The sequence below is a fragment of the Streptomyces sp. NPDC029526 genome (genome assembly GCF_040637405.1).
In the GTDB taxonomy this organism is placed as follows: domain Bacteria; phylum Actinomycetota; class Actinomycetes; order Streptomycetales; family Streptomycetaceae; genus Streptomyces.
Genome location: NZ_JBEZWE010000001.1, coordinates 442,393 through 458,323 on the forward strand (window position 1 = coordinate 442,393; position 15,931 = coordinate 458,323).

At 70.2% G+C, this 15,931-nt stretch carries 11 protein-coding genes; 4 read left to right on the forward strand and 7 right to left on the reverse strand.

Annotated features, from left to right (window positions below; translation table 11 throughout):
- Positions 1-12 precede the first annotated feature (12 nt).
- Together AB0F01_RS01990 and AB0F01_RS01995 are read left to right on the forward strand one after the other, a co-directional pair.
- Positions 13-708 (forward strand): TetR/AcrR family transcriptional regulator, encoded by a 696-nt coding sequence (locus AB0F01_RS01990; protein ID WP_362089158.1) that lies wholly within the window; start codon positions 13-15, stop codon positions 706-708.
- On the forward strand, positions 705-1,217 hold the full coding sequence (locus AB0F01_RS01995; RefSeq protein ID WP_362089159.1) for a hypothetical protein: 513 nt from the start codon (positions 705-707) through the stop codon (positions 1,215-1,217). Before AB0F01_RS01990 ends, AB0F01_RS01995 begins: the two co-directional genes overlap by 4 nt.
- A 27-nt stretch (positions 1,218-1,244) precedes the next feature.
- Here the strand turns inward: AB0F01_RS01995 and AB0F01_RS02000 are convergent, their stop codons facing one another.
- The 7 genes from AB0F01_RS02000 to AB0F01_RS02030 form a co-directional block, all read right to left on the reverse strand.
- The gene (locus AB0F01_RS02000; protein WP_362089160.1) at positions 1,245-1,604 is read right to left on the reverse strand and encodes a 5-carboxymethyl-2-hydroxymuconate Delta-isomerase; all 360 of its coding nucleotides are present in this window, start codon (positions 1,602-1,604) and stop codon (positions 1,245-1,247) included.
- Between the two features lie 62 nt (positions 1,605-1,666).
- Complete coding sequence (pulA, locus tag AB0F01_RS02005; RefSeq protein ID WP_362089161.1) at positions 1,667-7,078, reverse strand: pullulanase-type alpha-1,6-glucosidase; 5,412 nt, start codon at positions 7,076-7,078, stop codon at positions 1,667-1,669.
- A gap of 207 nt (positions 7,079-7,285) precedes the next feature.
- Positions 7,286-8,665 carry an alpha-amylase family protein gene (locus tag AB0F01_RS02010; protein WP_362089162.1) on the reverse strand — a complete coding sequence of 460 codons (1,380 nt, stop codon included), beginning with the start codon at positions 8,663-8,665 and terminating at the stop codon, positions 7,286-7,288.
- 185 nt (positions 8,666-8,850) lie between these two features.
- On the reverse strand, positions 8,851-10,536 hold the full coding sequence (locus tag AB0F01_RS02015; protein WP_362089163.1) for a glycoside hydrolase family 13 protein: 1,686 nt from the start codon (positions 10,534-10,536) through the stop codon (positions 8,851-8,853).
- A 132-nt stretch (positions 10,537-10,668) separates the two neighbouring features.
- Positions 10,669-11,580 carry a sugar ABC transporter permease gene (locus AB0F01_RS02020; RefSeq protein ID WP_362089164.1) on the reverse strand — a complete coding sequence of 304 codons (912 nt, stop codon included), beginning with the start codon at positions 11,578-11,580 and terminating at the stop codon, positions 10,669-10,671.
- A gap of 13 nt (positions 11,581-11,593) precedes the next feature.
- A complete protein-coding gene (locus AB0F01_RS02025) occupies positions 11,594-12,598 on the reverse strand; it encodes a sugar ABC transporter permease (protein ID WP_362089165.1) in 1,005 nt (334 codons plus the stop codon).
- Between the two features lie 95 nt (positions 12,599-12,693).
- On the reverse strand, positions 12,694-13,965 hold the full coding sequence (locus AB0F01_RS02030) for an extracellular solute-binding protein (RefSeq protein WP_362089166.1): 1,272 nt from the start codon (positions 13,963-13,965) through the stop codon (positions 12,694-12,696).
- Between the two features lie 449 nt (positions 13,966-14,414).
- Here AB0F01_RS02030 and AB0F01_RS02035 point away from each other — a divergent pair, with 449 nt between their 5' ends.
- Entirely contained in the window at positions 14,415-15,470 is a 1,056-nt protein-coding gene (locus AB0F01_RS02035; RefSeq protein WP_362089167.1) for a LacI family DNA-binding transcriptional regulator, read from the forward strand.
- 101 nt (positions 15,471-15,571) lie between these two features.
- On the forward strand, positions 15,572-15,859 hold the full coding sequence (locus AB0F01_RS02040; protein ID WP_362089168.1) for a hypothetical protein: 288 nt from the start codon (positions 15,572-15,574) through the stop codon (positions 15,857-15,859).
- Positions 15,860-15,931 lie beyond the last annotated feature (72 nt).

Sequence of the window (15,931 nt, forward strand, 5' to 3'; positions counted from 1 at the left end):
TATGGTGTTCGCATGACTACCGGGGTACGCCGCAGAATGGGAGTCGACGAGCGGCGGCAGCAGTTGATCGGCGTGGCCCTCGAACTGTTCAGCCGCCGCTCGCCCGACGAGGTGTCCATCGACGAGATAGCGTCGGCGGCGGGCATCTCGCGCCCGCTGGTGTACCACTACTTCCCCGGCAAACTCAGCCTGTACGAGGCCGCGTTGCAGCGGGCCGCGGACGATCTGGCGTCGCGGTTCGTGGAGCCGCACGAGGGGCCGCTGGGCGCGCGGCTGCGGCGGGTGATGGGCCGCTACTTCGACTTCGTCGACGAGCACGGCCCGGGCTTCTCCGCGCTGATGCGCGGCGGCCCGGCGGTCGGTTCCTCGACCACCAACGCGATGATCGACGCCGTCCGGCAGGCCGCGTACGAGCAGATGCTGTCGCACCTGGGGGTGGCGGGCCCGGCCCCGGCGCGCCTGGAGCTCGTGGTGCGGTCCTGGATCTCGCTCGCCGAGTCGACGGCCCTGATCTGGCTGGACGGCCGGCGGATCCCGCGCGCCGAGCTGGAGAAGCAGTTGGTGCAGGACTTCGCCGCGCTGGCCGCGGTGGCCGCCGCCGCCGACGCCGAACTGGCCGCGCTGCTGCGGGACCTGCTCCGGCACGAGCCGGGAGACGGCCCGTTCACCGATCTGGTCACCCGGCTGGTCCACCTGGCCTCGGGGTGAGCGGGACGGTCACGTGGGGCCTGGTCGTGGAGACGACCGTGGGCACCGGGCAGCGCAAGCACACCGAGGCACAGGTGGTGGCCCACGTCACCGGCTCCCGGGCGGAGGCGCTGGAGGAGCTGGAGCGGCGGGCCCGGGCCTACCAGCCGTGGCACCCGACGAGCCCGAAGCGCCGCCGGCTGCTGCGGGTGGACGACGGCTTCCTGCTCGTCGTCGACGGGGCGTACCAGTCGTTCGGCACCCGGTTCACGGTGGCGGAGCTGCTGGCGGACTCGGACGCGCCCGCCGCCCCGGACCCGGGCCCCGGGGGGACCCGGGAACCCGCGCCGGCCGCCCCCGCGCCCGGCTCCGCCCCGGCACCCCAGGACCCGCCGTCCCCGGACGAGTCGCCCCCGGGCGGGCCCGACACCGTCGGCGGGCCGTCCCCGGGCGGGCCGGACGCTGCCGGCGAGTTGGACGAGGACGGCGTCCCCGTCCGCCCGTCGTGGCTGGGCCGACCGGACCTCTGAGGGCACGGGCCCGCCGGGGGCGCCCGGTTACTCGCCCTCGTACTTCCGGTAGGACGGGTCCAGTTCGCGCACCTCGGCGGAGGCGTGCAGGGCCACTCCCCCGCCGGGCTTCACGAACTGCCGCAGCAGGTCCAGCACGGCCTCGGTGAGCCGTGCCTTGGTCTCCTCGGTGCGGCCCGCGAGCAGCCCGAGGGTGACGTGGACGACGGCGTGGCCCGTGGTGTCGGGGCCGACGACGGTGTCCTCGGTCCGGCGGAACTGGGTCTTGCACGCCGGGGGCCTGGCGGCGGCGATGTCGACCACGGCGGTGTGCAGGGCCCGCGCGAAGCCGGGCCGGTCGAAGCCGTCCGCCAGGCTGTCGGAGTAGTCGACGGTGATCTGCGGCATGAGCCCTCCTGCGATGGTTCCAGGAGGGCTCAGCCTACGTCGTGTCCGTGATGCCCGGCGGGTCAGCCCGCCGCGGTGAACACGGCGACCGTGCGGGCCGGGACGGTGAACGTGCCGGTGCTCCGCTCGTAGGACGCCGTCCTGACCACCGGGTCCCCGCCCTTCGCCTGCACGGGGTGCAGCCGGTGGCCGGTCCCGGCGAGGGCGGTGACGCGCTGGTCCTGCGCCTCGGGCGTGGCGTTGAAGACCACGACCAGGTCACCGAGGCGCATGGTGATCACGCCGGGGGTCTCGTCCTTGCCGGACAGCGGGAAGGAGAGCCGGGACTGCACCCGGTCCGCGGTGCCGAGGGAGAAGACCTTCTCCGTCGTGCGGATCCTCAGCAGGTCCCGGTAGGCGGCCGAGGCGCCCTCGATCTGCGGGCAGCCGACCTTCACCGTGCCCAGCAGGGGCTTGGCGTAGGGCCACTTGTCCTCGTTGTCGGCGGCCGGCGGCAGCCCGCGGCCGAAGCCGTTGCCCGCCGCGCAGTTCCAGTGGATGGCGTTGAACCAGTCGCCGCTGTCGTAGGAGTTGCGGTCCAGGGACTTGGAGCGCAGCAGGTCGGTGCCCGCCTGGGAGAGGGCCGGGCCCTGCGAGAGGGTGGCCGTCGCCATGGCGAGGACCTGCATGCGGGCCCGGTCGCCGGCCGGGGTGTCCTTCGGCAGCTTGAAGGCGAGCGCGTCGAACAGGGACTCGTTGTCGTGGGCGTCCGCGTAGGCGAGGGCGTCGCCGGGGACGGCCGCGTATCCGGCGGGTGAGCCGTTGTAGTCGACCTGGGAGCCCTTGACCTCCTTGCCGCTGGTGTCGGTGAAGGTGTAGTCGGCGAGGTTGCCGGAGAGGCCGACCTTGATGAGGTCCTGGTAGTGCAGCAGGCGGGCCTTCTGCTCGGCCTCGGTGCCGTTGGCCGTCGAGGTGTTGGGGTCGGTGTAGAGGCCGGAGGCGAAGCCCTGCACGCCGGGGTCCTCGTCGAAGGGACCGCCGCCGCGCACGGCGTCCCGGGCCCGGTCGGAGAAGGTGGCGATGCCGGTGCCGGCCATGTTGGCCTGGGTGGCCTGCTCGAAGCGGGCGTCGTCGGCGATCTCGCCGAAGTTCCAGCCCTCGCCGTACAGGATGATCTTCTTGCCGTCGACGCCGTCCTTCTTGAGGGTGAGGGCGTCGAGGGCCTTGCGGACGGCGAGCATGTTCGCCTTCGGGTGGTGGCCCATGAGGTCGAAGCGGAAGCCGTCGACCTTGTACTCCTTGGCCCAGGTGACGACGGAGTCGACGACCAGCTTGCCCATCATGGCGTTCTCGGGCGCCGTGTTGGAGCAGCAGGTGCTGTCGGCGACGGAGCCGTCGGCGAGCAGCCGCTGGTAGTAGCCGGGCACGAGCCGGTCCAGGACGGAGGTCTTCGCCTGGCCGTGGGCCGCGGTGTGGTTGTAGACCACGTCGAGGACGACGCCGAGGCCCTCCTCGTTGAGCGCCTTGACCATGCGGCGGAACTCGACGGTGCGGGCGGTGCCCTCCGGGTCGGTGGCGTAGGAGCCCTCGGGGACCGTGTAGTGGTACGGGTCGTAGCCCCAGTTGTAGGCGTCCTTGGCGGCGGTCTTCGCCACGCACTCCTGCTGCTTCGGGGAGTCGGCCGGGTAGGCGGCGAGGTCGCAGTCGACCCTCGCCCGGTCGGACTTCTTCTCGGGGATGGTGGCGATGTCGAAGGCGGGCAGCAGGTGCACGTGGGAGGTGCCGGACCGCGCCAGCTTCCGCAGGTGCCGGCTGCCGTCGCTGTCCTTGTCGGTGAACGCGAGATAGGTGCCCGGGTGCTTCGCCGTGCGGTCCTCGACGGAGAAGTCGCGGATGTGCAGTTCCTGGATCTGGGCGTCCTTGAGCGGCACCGCCTTCGGCTTGGTCAGCCCCGACCAGCCCTTGGGGGCGAGGCTCCGGTCGCCGAGGTCGACGACGAGGCTGCGCTCGGAGTCGGTGGTGAGGGCGACGGAGTAGGGGTCGGTGACCTTGTTGGTGACGATCTTCCGGGTGCTGGGCGCCCACACCGTGACGGCGTACCGGTACGGCTTGCCCTTCCAGGAGGCGGGGCCGGTGGCGGACCAGACGCCGGTGGCGTCGTCGCGGTGCATGCGGACGGTGCGGCCGTCGATCTCCAGGGCGACGTCGCGCGCGGTGGGCGCCCACACGGACAGCGTCGGCCGACCGTTGCGGAACACCGGTCCCAGGTCCGCCTTGGTGGCACGGGCGGCGTAGAGGTCGTCGAGGACCCCGGCGAGCTGTACGCCGGTGGCGGCGAGCACGGCGCCGTTGGCCGCGTGCTGGGTGGCGACGACCTGGCCGCGCAGGGCAGCGCGCACCCGGTCCCGGTCGCGCGGGTCGACGGACCAGGCGGTGCCGTCCTTCAGGTGCGGGAAGCGGGCCTTCTGGGCGTCAGTGAGGGTGGTCCGCGCCAGGCGCAGCCAGCGGGCGTCGCCGGTGCGGAGCGTGCCGTCCTCGACCGTGACGGTGCCGGTGGGCGAGGCGAGGAGCTGGGTGGAGGCGGCGGCGTCGGAGCCACCCCAGACCAGGGTGTTCCGGTCGATCCAGACCGCCTTGGAGGTGGACAGGTCGAGGGCTGCCGCGGACCCGGCGGGCTGCGGCAGCAGATACTTCTCCTGGCCGCTCAACAGCCACACCTCGTGGCCGTTGGCCCTGAGGTCGAGCGACTGGTCGGACGGGAGGTCCTTCTCGTCGCCCTTGTGGACGATGTAGCTGAGGCTGGTGGCACCCTCGGCGAGCGGCACCTCGAAGACCGCGCCATAGGCATCAGTCTTCACCGGTTCCAGGGGCTTCGACCAGTCGGTGGGCTCGGCGGCACCGGTCCAGGTGTGCAGGCCCCAGCCGTCGTAGTCGCCGTCGGCGCGGTGGTAGTGCAGGACGGCCTTGGTGGTGTCCTGGGCGGGGTACTCGGGCCGTTCGGTGGTGACGGTCTCCTTGCCCTGTTCGATCCAGACCTCGCCGGTGCGGGTGAGGTCGATGGTGCGGTCGGTGTCGACGTCCTTGGTGCCGTCCTTGTCGACGACCAGGAAGCCGAGGTCGGAGGCGCCCGGCTTCAGCTTGACGTACGCGAAGGCGCCGTAGGCGTCGCGGCCGGTGAAGGGGTGGCTGGCTGGCCATTCGGTGGCCTCGCCCTCGGCGAGGTCGCCCCAGGCGTACAGGCCCCAGTCGTCGTAGTCGCCGTCGGCCCGCTTGTAGTGCACGATCGCGTAGTCGCGGGAGGCGGCGGACGGCGGGGTCTCCACGGGCGGGGTGCCGGTGGTGGAGGTGGCGAGGGCGCTCGCGGTGCGGCCGGCGGAGTCGATGACGACGGCCTTGTAGCGCAGGGCGGTACCGGCGGGGACGTCCTCGCCGATGGTGTGGGTGACCTTGTGCGGGGCGTGGTCGGACGAGCCGAGGACGCGCCACTTTCCGTTGCCGGTCTGGGCGGCGAAGACGACCCGGTTGAGCTGGCCGCCCTCGACGTCGGCGGTGAGTTCGACGGTGCCGGTGGCGCCGGCCTCGGGGGCCTTCAGGGAGATCGTGGGCTTGGCGTCCGGCTTCGCGAGCGGGCGGGCGGCCTTGAGGACGATCGCCGAGTTCGCCGGGACGGTGACGGTGATGTTCCGGTCGGCGCCGCTGGTGACGGTGGCGTCGGTGCCGTGGATGCCCTTGAACGGCATGCGGGCGGAGCCGGTGGCGAAGGTGGCCTTCTTCGCCTCGTCGGCGTTGTTGAAGGCGACGACGTACTCGGTGGTGTCCTTGCCGGTGGCGGTGCGGGAGACGGCGTAGACGCCGGGTCCGTCGGCGGCGTGGCGCTCCTGCTGGATGCCGTCGGTGAGGGCGGGGTGCGCCTTGCGGAGCTTGGCGAGGGCGCTGATCTGCCGGTAGAACGGCGAGCGGGTGTCGTAGGTGTCCTCGGCGTGGGTGCGGTCGGTGCCGATCAGGTCGTCGTCGAGGTAGTCGGCGGTGCGGGACGCGAAGAGGGTCTGGCGGGCGTCCTTGTCGCCGCCGGCGCCGGTGAAGCCCTGCTCGTCGCCGTAGTAGACGACCGGGTTGCCCCGGTTGAGGAACATCAGCTCGTTGGCGAGCCGGCCCTTCTTCAGCAGTTCCGCGTCGGACGCCTTCGGGTTGTCCTGCTTCAGGAAGGTCCCGATGCGGCCCATGTCGTGGTTGCCGAGGAAGGTGACCTGTTCGTAGGCGTTGGCCTTGTCGGTCGTGTACTTGTGGTCGGCGCCGAAGACGGCGGCGAGCTTCTTCGCGCTGCCGCCCTGGGAGGCGTACTGGCGTGCCGCCTCCTGGAAGGGGAAGTCCAGGGTGGCGTCGAGGCGGCCCTCGGTGACGTAGGGGGCGGTGACGTCCGGGTCGGCGGAGTAGACCTCGCCGAACATGAAGAAGTCCTTGCGGCCCTGCTTCGCCGCGTAGGCGTCCAGGGCGGTGGCCCACTGGGTCCAGAACTCCATGTTGACGTGCTTCACGGTGTCGATCCGGAAGCCGTCGATGTCGAAGTCCTTGACCCACCGCTGGTAGATCTTCTCCATGCCGCGGACGACCTCGGGACGCTCGGTCCACAGGTCGTCGAGGCCGGAGAAGTCGCCGTACTCGCTGGACTCCCCGGCGAAGGTGGAGTCGCCCCGGTTGTGGTACATCGCCGGGTCGTTGAGCCAGGACGGGACCTTCAGCCGCTTCTTGTCGGCGGGGACGACGGGGGTGCGGGGGAAGGAGCCGGCGTCGACGCGCGGGAAACGGCGCGTGCCGTCGGCGTAGTCGGAGTCGTCGAAGGGCCGGCCGTCCTTCGTCAGGTACGGGAAGGCGCCCTTGGAGAGGTACTCGTAGGACTTCTCCTCGTAGTCGATGACGTCGGCGGTGTGGTTGGTGATGACGTCGAAGAAGACCTTCATGCCCTTGGCGTGGGCCTTGTCGATGAGTCTCTCGAGGTCCTTGTTGGTGCCGAAGTGCGGGTCGACCTGGGTGAAGTCGGTGATCCAGTACCCGTGGTAGCCGGCCGAGGCGTCCTTGCCGGTGCCCTGGACGGGCTGGTTCTTGAAGATCGGGGCCATCCAGATGGCGGTGGTGCCCAGGCCCTTGATGTAGTCCAGCTTCTGCGTCAGGCCCTTGAGGTCGCCGCCCTGGTAGAACCCCTTGTCGGTGGGGTCGTATCCGTGGGTGAGGCGGGAGCCGGTCAGTCCGCCGCGGTCGTTCGTGCGGTCACCGTTGGCGAAACGGTCCGGCAGGACGAAGTAGAACTGCTCGCGGGTCAGGTCGTGCCGGGCCGGGGCTTTGGCGAGGGCCGCGTCCGAGGGCGGCGCCGGCGGGGCGTCCGCGCGGGCGGCGAGCGGCTGCACGAGCGCCGCGGCGAGGGCGGCGACGGTGACGGCGGCGATGCGCCGGCCCCGTGCGGTGCGGCGCCCCGGGGGCGCGGGCCATCTGGGTATCAAGGCGTGAACTCCCTGTGCGTACGGCTCGTTGGGTCCGACCCCACGCCGCGGCGACGGCCTGTTTCGGCCACATCGCCGGGGCACCGGCCGTGACCGTACCGCCGTTGAAAGGTTTACAGCAAGGGTTGTGAAAGAAACGGCAAGCATTTGCAGACCGGGGGCCGGCCGCCCCTCCGTCCGGTCAACGGAGGGGCGGCCGGGCGGGGTTCAGCAGCCGCGACGGTCCGCGTGGACCGCGAGGGCGGTGTGGGCGCCCAGGGTGGCGGTGAGCTGTCCCGAACCGTTCACCGTGACCGGGGTGTTGTTCTGCACGTTGCAGTACGTGCCCGCGGGCAGGGAGGTCTGGTAGGTGCGGGTCAGGGAGCCGGACTCGTGGTTGATGGCCACGAAGCCCTTGCTGCCCCGGCCGAAGGCGATGGCGTCGCCGCCGTTGTCCCACCAGTTGGTGACCGCCTGGCCGCGGGTGGCGTTGCGGAAGCCGACCATGGCCTTGATCTCGGGCCAGTTGTGCTGGCACTTCCAGCCGTTCTGCCAGCAGGCGTCCACCCGGCCGCCGTTGGGCGGTCCGGCATCGTGGTTCGTGAACTCGTAGCCGGAGTTGATGTCCGGTGCGCCGTAGGGCCAGGCCAGCATGAAGACGTTGGCCAGGGTGTAGGTGGCGTTGTCCTTGTAGGACAGGGTGCTGCCGTTGCGCTCGGTGTCGTGGTTGTCGACGAAGACGCCGGCGCTGGAGCTCTTGAGGTAGCCCCAGCCCTCACCGTAGTTCTTCAGGTAGGCGAGGTTCTCGTTGTTGAAGACCCGCTTGAGGTCGTAGGCGTAGCGGAACTCCTGGACGTCGCCGGTGCCGGTGTACTCGCCGGGCTGGACCGCCTCGCCCGCGCCGTAGATGACCTCCTGCTTCCAGTAGGCGGACGGGTTGGTCAGCCGGGACTTGATGTTCGCCAGGTCGGCGGCGGGCATGTGCTTGGCCGCGTCGATGCGGAAGCCGTCCACGCCGAGGGAGAGCAGGTCGTTCATGTACCCGGCAATGGTCCGGCGGACGTACTCCTCACCGGTGTCGAGGTCGGCGAGGCCGACCAGTTCGCAGTTCTGGACGTTCCACCGGTTGCGGTAGTCGGTGATCTGCGTGGTGCAGTCGTCGAAGTCGTACGACGAGTACAGGCCGGGGTAGTCGTACTTGGTGTACCGCGAACCGCCGGTGCCGGTGCCGTTGCCGGCGCCCGCGGACATGTGGTTGATGACGGTGTCGACGACGACCTTCACGCCGGCCGCGTGGCAGGTGTTCACCATGTTCCGGAACGCGGTGCGGTCGCCGAGGCGTCCGGCGATCTTGTAGCTCACCGGCTGGTAGGACGTCCACCACTGCGAGCCCTGTATGTGCTCGGCGGGCGGGGAGACCTGGACGTAGCCGTATCCGGCCGGCCCGAGGGTGGTGGTGCACTCGCGGGCGACGGAGGCGAAGTTCCACTCGAAGAGGACGGCCGTGACGTCCTTCGAGCCGGGAGGGGAGGCCGACGCTTGCGTCGGGGTCATGACAAGGGCGGCCGCGGCGAGGGCGGCCACCCCGGAGAGGGTTCTGCGTGCCATGTGGGGTTCCTTCTTCGTCGAAGGCATGTGGGGAACCGCCCGGTTTCCGGGTGAAGGCGCTTGCAGAAACCTTCAGAAACCTTGCGGCTACGCAGATGTTAAGGGCCCGCCACCCGAAAGGGCAGCGGGCCGTACGAAGTTGAAGCAAGAAAGTTGCCGGACGGACCTCTTCGCGGAGCGGGAGGTCAGGCGCGGGTCCACCACACGGTCGTGTCCGCCGGCACCTTCGCCTCGGACGCCGTCTCGCCGACCTCGGCGTTGCTGATGAGCACCCGCCCGTAGGACGGCACGGTCACCGACTCGCCGGTGGTGTTCGCCACGCACACGAAGTCACCGCGCCGGAAGGCCAGCACCCCTTCGGGGGCCCGCAGCCACTCCACGGACTCCCCCGCCCCCAGGTCGGGCTGCTCCCGCCGGACGGCCAGCGCCGCCCGGTACAGCTCCAGGGTGGAGCCCGGCACACCGGTCTGCGCCTCGACACTCAGCTCGCCCCAGCTGTCCGGCTGCGGGAGCCAGCTGCCGCCGTCCCCGAAGCCGAACGACGACCCCTCGCGGGTCCACGGGATCGGCACGCGGCAGCCGTCGCGGAAGCCGTCCTGGCCCGCGCCGCGGAAGTACGCCGGGTCCTGGCGCACCTCGTCCGGCAGGTCCACGACGTCCGGCAGGCCCAGCTCCTCACCCTGGTAGATGTACGCCGACCCCGGCAGCGCCAGCATCAGCAGGGTCGCCGCGCGGGCCCGGCGCAGGCCCAGCTCGCGATCGCCGGGCTCCCGGAGCTGGGTGCCCAGGCCGGGCGGGTTGCCGAAGCGGGTGGCGTGCCGGGTGACGTCGTGGTTCGACAGCACCCAGGTGGCGGGGGCGCCGACCGGGCGCATCGAGTCCAGCGTGCGGTCGATGACGGCGCGCAGCTCCTCGGCGTCCCAGGGGGTGGAGAGGTACTGGAAGTTGAACGCCTGGTGCAGCTCGTCGGGGCGCACGTAGTTGGCGGTGCGCTCCACCGTCGGCGTCCACGCCTCGGCGACGAAAATGCGCTCCCCCGCGTACTCCTCCAGCACCAGCCGCCACTCGCGGTAGATGTCGTGGACGCCGTCCTGGTCGAAGAACGGCATGACGTCGTTGCCCAGCAACTTCAGCTGCTCGTGGGACCCCAGGTCGGGCAGGCCCTCGGCCTTCACCATGCCGTGGGCGACGTCGATGCGGAAGCCGTCCACGCCCATGTCGAGCCAGAACCGCAGGATGGAGCGGAACTCGTCGCCGACCGCCGGGTGCTCCCAGTTGAAGTCGGGCTGCTCCGGCGCGAACAGGTGCAGGTACCACTCGCCGGGCGTGCCGTCGGGTTCGGTGACGCGCGTCCAGGCCGGGCCGCCGAAGATCGACTCCCAGTCGTTGGGCGGCAGCTCCCCGTTCTCGCCCTTGCCCGGTCGGAAGTAGTACCGCTCCCGCAGCGGCGAGCCGGGGCCCTCGGCGATCGCGCGCTTGAACCATTCGTGCTGGTCGGAGGAGTGGTTGGGCACGAGGTCGACGATGATCCTCAGGCCCAGGGCGTGGGCGTCGCGGATCAGGGCGTCGGCGTCGAGCAGGTTGCCGAACATCGGGTCGACGGCCCGGTAGTCGGAGACGTCGTAGCCCGCGTCGGCCTGCGGGGAGGCGTAGAACGGGCTCAGCCACACCGCGTCCACGCCGAGGTCGCGCAGGTACGGCAGGCGGGAGCGGATGCCTTCCAGGTCCCCCATGCCGTCGCCGTTGCTGTCGGCGAAGCTGCGCGGGTACACCTGGTAGATCACCGCGTCCCGCCACCAGTCACGGTGCCCGTCGACGGTGGCGACGGCCGAGTCGGTCGAGGGGTCCGGGGTGGAGTGCTGCTGGCTCATGTCGTCCTTGTACTCAAGAGGCTTGTGGGGAAGGCGGTGGGGACGTGACGGCCGCGGTGCCTGCGGGGTCGGAATCGACACCGCGGCCGCCACCCCGCGCGTCAGGCGCGCGGGAGTCGTCCGCGAAGGAGGTCAGCCCTTCGTTCCGCCGGCCGTGAGGCCGGTCACCAGGTTCTTCTGCACGAGGTAGAAGAACGCGGAGACGGGTATCGCGATCAGGACCGCGGTGGCGGCCATGAGGTTGCGCTGGGCGTCGTGCTCGCTGATGAAGCTCTGCAGACCGACGGCGAGTGTGTACTTCTGATCGTCCAGCATGAACGTCGTGGCGAACGCGACCTCGCCGAACGCCGTGATGAAGCTGTAGAAGGCGGCGACCGCGAGCCCCGGCTTGGCGAGCGGCAGGATCAGCCGCACGAACGTGCCGAAGGGGTTCAGCCCGTCGACCCGTCCCGCCTCGTCGATCTCGAACGGGATGGTGTCGAAGTAGCCCTTCATCAGCCAGGCGCAGTAGGGCACCGCCGTCGAGCAGTACACGAGGATGAGTCCGAGGTAGCTGTCGATGAGCGCGAACTGCGACAGGATCTGGTACATCGGGACCATCAGGACGGCCACCGGGAACATCTGGGTCACCAGGAGTACCCACATGAACTTCTTGTATCCCGGAAACCTCATCCGGGACACCGCGTACCCCGTGGTGGCGGCCACCATCACCCCGATGACGGTGGTGCCCAGGGAGACGATCAGCGAGCTCTTGAGCCAGTGGAAGAAGTTCGACTCCTGGAGCACGAAGACGTAGTTGTCCAGCGTCATCTTGTTCCAGATGCCGCCGGGACGCAGGTAGTCGTCCTTGTCCGGGCCGAGGGACAGGTAGACCAGCCAGGCGACCGGGAACAGCGCGATGAGGCTCGCCACGATCAGGATGCCGTGCGAGGTGAGCCTGCCGAGCGGGCCTGTCTCCCCCCGCCGACGCGCCTTCCCGGTGGGGGCCGGCGCTCCGGCGGGCAGGTCCGCCGGGGCGGCCTTGGTGACGGTAGTGGTGCTCATGGGGGCTCCTGCCTCAGATCGCGAGCTGCTGGTCATTGCGGTTCAGCCAGCGGCGGTAGAAGGAGGTGAAGACGACGAGGACGGCCAGCAGCAGCATGCCGTAGGCGGCGGACTCGGCGAACTCGCGCGGCTGCTGCCCGAAGCCGAGCTGGTAGGCCCAGGTCACGAGGATCTGGGCGTCCGGGGCGGTGTTGCCGAACAGCAGGAAGATGATCGCGAACTGGTTGAAGGTCCAGATGACGCCGAGCAGCACCACGGTGGAGCTGACCGAGCGCAGGCCGGGCAGGGTGACGTGGCGGAAGCGCTGCCAGGCGTTCGCGCCGTCCATCTCGGCCGCCTCGTACAGGCTGGCGTCGATGGACTGCAGGCCGCCGAGCAGGGAGACCATCATGAACGGCACTCCGCACCAGGTGTTGACCATGATGGCGGCGAACCGCTGCCAGAAGGTGTCCTCCAGCCACAGCGGGGTCGGCAGGCCGAGGAAGTCGAGGCCCGAGTTGATGATGCCGGCGTCGGCGAGCATGAAGCGCCAGCCGAAGACGGTGACGAAGGTCGGCACGGCCCACGGCAGGATGAGGATCAGCCGGTAGAGGGTGCGGCCCCGCAGCTTCTGGTTCAGCAGCAGGGCGAGGCCCAGGCCGATGCCGTAGTGCAGGGTGACGCAGGCCGCGGTCCAGAAGATCGTCCAGAGGAACTTGGACCAGAAGCGCTCGTAGGCGGTCTCGCCCCACAGGATCTCGGCGTAGTTGTCCAGGCCGATGAACTTGTAGGTGGCCTCGATCTCGTTGACGCCGATGGTGCGGGCCGAGTTGAGGCTGTCCGCATCGGTGAGGGTGAGGTAGAGGCCGTACGCCAGGGGATACAGCACGATGACGCCGAGCACGACGACCACCGGCAGGATCATGGCGTAGGCGTACCAGTGCTTCTGGTAGGCGTGCTTCAGCCTGCGGACCGGTCCGGGGCGGGGCGCGCGGTCACCGCGGCGCTTGCCGGTCGCGCGGTCGATGGCGACTGTCATGGTTCGGCACCTTCTGGGTGGTCAAGGGGTAGGCACACAGGCCGGTGGCCGCCGGACCCGTCGTGCGGGGAGGGGGTCCGGCGGCCACGCGGGCATTACTTGCTGAAGTCCGGCACCAGCTTCGCGATCGCGGTCTCCGCGTCGGTCAGCCCCTTGTCCAGGGACTTCTTGCCGCCGGCGATCTGCGGCAGTTCGTCGTCCAGCGGGCCCCACAGGGAGCTGTACTCAGGCAGTGCCGGGCGCGGCTGGGCGGCCTCGAGGACCGTCTGGTAGCCGGCGATGCCCGGGTCGGCCTTGACCTCGTCGGTGTAGGCGTCGTCCCGCGTGGGCAGCGTGGAGTTCTTCAGCGCGATGGTCTCCTGCGCCTTGGCCGAGGTCATGAAGTTGACGAACTTCAGCGCGGCCTTCTGCTTGGCCTCGGTGGACCCGGCGTACACGGACAGGTTGTGGCCGCCGGTCGGGGCGCCCGCCTTGCCGGCGGAACCGGCCGGGACGGTGGCGACGCCGAGGTTGTTCTTGTCCTTGAACGCGGTGCCCTTGTAGAAGTTGGTGATCTCCCACGGGCCCTGGATGATCGAGGCGACCTTGCCGTTGACGAACGCGTCCTGGATGTGGGCGTAGGCGTCGGCGGTGGTGTCGGCCTTGTGCAGGCCCTTGCCCTTGAACAGGCTCAGCCAGGTGCCGTAGGCCTTCACGGCCTCGGGCGACTTGACGGTGATCTTCTTGGCGTCGGCGTCGACCGTGTCGGTGCCCTCGCCGTAGAGGAACGACTGGGCGTAGTAGGACTGGGTGGAGCCCCAGTAGCCGTCGACGCCGGTCTCGTCCTTGATGGTGGCGGCGGCCTTCTTCAGGTCGTCCCAGGTCTTGGGGACCTCGACGCCGGCCTTCTCGAACAGTTCCTTGTTGTAGACGAAGGCCAGGGTGTCTGTGGTGAAGGGGACGCCGTAGGTCTTGCCCTCGTACTTGGCCTGCTCGATCAGGTTGGACTTGAACTTGTCCTGGTCGGCGAGGGCCTCGGTGCCGTCCAGCGGCAGGAAGAAGCCCTTCTTGGCGAAGGCGGGGGTCCAGCCGACCTCGGAGCGCAGCACGTCGGGGGCGCCCTTGGAACCGGCGGCGGTGTCGAACTTGTTCTGCGCCTGGTCGAAGGGGACGTTGACGAAGTTGACCTTGATGTCCTTGTTGGCGGCCTCGAACTCCTTGACCAGGGCCTTGTACGTCGGCGCCTCGTTGGTCGCGTTGGAGGTGTCCCACCAGGTGATGGTGACCGGGCCGTCGGCCTTGTCGCCGCTGTCGCTGTCTCCGCCGCAGGCCGTCGCCGCGAGGGCGAGGGACGCCACCAGCGCGGTGGCCGCTATGCCACGCCGCATGAGTTCTCCTTGAGGGTGAAAGCCGTGCACAGGGAGCGGCCCCGTCTGCCGCCCTGCCGGCTTGCCGGCTTGCCGCCGCGGCCCCGCGTCCTCGGAACTGGCCGGGAATCGCGGTTCCGCCGGGCGACTGGAAAGTAACAGCGATGCAAGCGCTACAAAAGCCCTTGCTGAAAAATTTTGCAAGAAGCGCCGAAGGTTACTCCGCCGTGACCTCTCCTAGACCCCCGCGCAACCCGGATCATCACCGGTACGACACGGGTTCGGACGCTTGTGCAAGACTCTGCAAACACTTGCCATCCGTTGCCGCCGCGGGAATCATCCGTTGCGAGGACGCCGACCACGAGGTGAGGACCGCGATGACCCAGCAGCCCGCTACGAGCCGTTCCACGGCACGGGCCAGGCGTCCCGCCGGTGCGCGGGGAGAGGTGCGGCCGATACAGTCCGGTGCTGTGACCACACGCCTTGCCGACATCGCTGCCCAGGCGGGGGTGAGCGAGGCCACCGTCAGCCGCGTCCTCAACGGCAAGCCGGGCGTCGCCGCCACCACGCGCCAGTCCGTCCTCGCCGCCCTCGACGTCCTCGGCTACGAACGGCCGGTCCGGCTGCGGCAGCGCAGCGAGGGCCTGGTCGGGCTGATCACCCCGGAGCTGGAGAACCCCATCTTCCCGGCCCTGGCCCAGGTCATCGGCCAGGCACTGACCCGGCAGGGCTACACCCCGGTGCTCGCCACCCAGACGCCCGGCGGATCGACGGAGGACGAGCTCACCGAGATGCTCGTGGACCGCGGCGTCGCCGGCATCATCTACGTCTCCGGACTGCACGCGGACACCACCGCCGACACCCAGCGCTACGACCGGCTGCGGGCCCAGGGCGTGCCGTTCGTGCTGGTGGACGGCTTCTCGCCGAAGGTGCAGGCGCCGTTCATCTCCCCCGACGACCGCGCGGCCATGGCCCTCGCCGTCACCCACCTCGCCTCCCTCGGCCACACCCGGATCGGCCTGGCCCTCGGACCGAAGCGGTTCGTGCCGGTGCAGCGCAAGATCGAGGGCTTCGTGCGCATCGTGCAGGAGCAACTCGGCCTCGCCGCCGAGACCGTGGAGACGGAACTGATCCAGCACTCGCTGTACACGCTGGAGGGCGGGCAGGCCGCGGCGGCCTCGCTCATGGACCGCGACTGCACGGCCGTGGTGTGCGCGAGCGACATGATGGCGCTGGGCGCGATACGGGCCGCCCGGCAGCGCGGTCTGGACGTGCCGAGGGACATCTCGGTGGTCGGCTTCGACGACTCCCCGCTGATCGCCTTCACCGACCCGCCGCTGACCACCGTCCGCAAGCCGGTCCCGGCCATGGGCCAGGCCGCGGTGCGCACCCTGCTGGAGGAGATCGGCGGAACCCCGGCCCCGCACAGCGAGTTCGTGTTCATGCCGGAACTGGTGGTACGCGGCTCGACCGCCTCCGCCCCCGGAGCCCCCGGGGAACGGAACCGGCCGGCCGACAGGCCCTGACGGGCCCGCCCCACGGTGCGCCGGTGCCCGCGCGCACCCCGGCACCCGGGCATAGCCTGGGGTGATACCGCAGCGTGCGTCGACCGGAGAAGGTGAGTGCGATGCGCGTGATGCTCAAGGCGACGCTGGACACGGAGAAGTCGAACGAGGTCATCCGCAGCGGGAAGATGCCCGAGCTGATGAAGGAGACCCTGGGGCGGCTGCACCCCGAGGCCGCCTATTTCGGGCCGCTCGGCGGCCGGCGGACCTGCCTGCTCGTGCTCGACCTGCAGGACAGCTCGCAGATCGCGACCACCGGCGAGCCCTTCTTCGCACAGCTCGGCGCGGAGGTCGAGCTGATTCCGGTGATGAACGCGGAGGACCTGCAGAAGGGACTCTCCCAGCTGTGACGCCCGTCAGCGACTCCTGGCTGCGGCAACATTCGGGGCTGGGGCACCTCGCTGGGACACCTGGCTGAGGAC